This window comes from Mesorhizobium sp. IMUNJ 23033, from assembly GCF_044778005.1.
Lineage (GTDB): Bacteria > Pseudomonadota > Alphaproteobacteria > Rhizobiales > Rhizobiaceae > Mesorhizobium > Mesorhizobium amorphae_A.
Genome location: NZ_JBJACT010000093.1, coordinates 1 through 741, shown reverse-complemented (window position 1 = coordinate 741; position 741 = coordinate 1). Strand labels below are relative to the sequence as shown.

The following is a 741-nucleotide window of genomic DNA, read 5'->3' as shown; positions in this document are numbered from 1 at the left end:
GAGCTTGTTGAAGCAGCGTTCGATCAGGTTGCGCGCCTTATAGGCTTCGAAGTCGTAGGGTATCAGGATCTTTCGGGTCGGGTTGCAGGGGATGACGGCCTCAGCTCCCATATCGGCGACAATGGCGCGCAGGGCGTTGCTGTCATAAGCCTTATCGGCAAGAACGCGTTTGGCTTTGAGCCCTTCGAGCAAGGCAGGCGCTTGGGTGACATCACCACGCTGGCCGGGCGTCAAGATCAGGCGCAATGGGCGGCCGCGGCCATCGACGGCCATGTGGATCTTGGTGGTCAATCCGCCTCGGGAACGCCCCAAAGCCTGGTTTTGGTCCCCCCTTTTCCGGTCGCCGCCTGCTGGTGAGCGCGAACCAATGTGCTGTCGAGCATCACATAATCGTTGTCGGGATCATCGATCAGGTCGGCAAAGACACGCTCCCAAACGCCAGCCTTTGACCAGCGCCTGAAACGCTGATGCAGCGTCTTCCACTTGCCGTAGCGTTCGGGAATGTCGTGCCAATGCGCTCCCGAGCGCAGAACCCAAAGGACGCCATTCACAAACAGGCGATTGTCTATGCCGCTGCGGCCGGGATCACCTGCCTTTCCGGGCAAAAGACCTTCGATGCGCTGCCATTGCCGCTGGCTCAGTTCGTAGCGCGACACCATCCATTGTCCTCCAGATCGAATCTGGAAGCCTATGAATCATGCATCAACGCAATTTTGAATCCTGAATGTCGATTGGTCCTAG

At 58.3% G+C, this 741-nt stretch carries 1 pseudogene; it reads right to left on the bottom strand.

The features are described 5' to 3' along the window. Positions 1-659, bottom strand: a pseudogene (locus ACFX5Q_RS34820) (IS5 family transposase); the annotation flags it as partial. Positions 660-741: the final 82 nt, after the last annotated feature.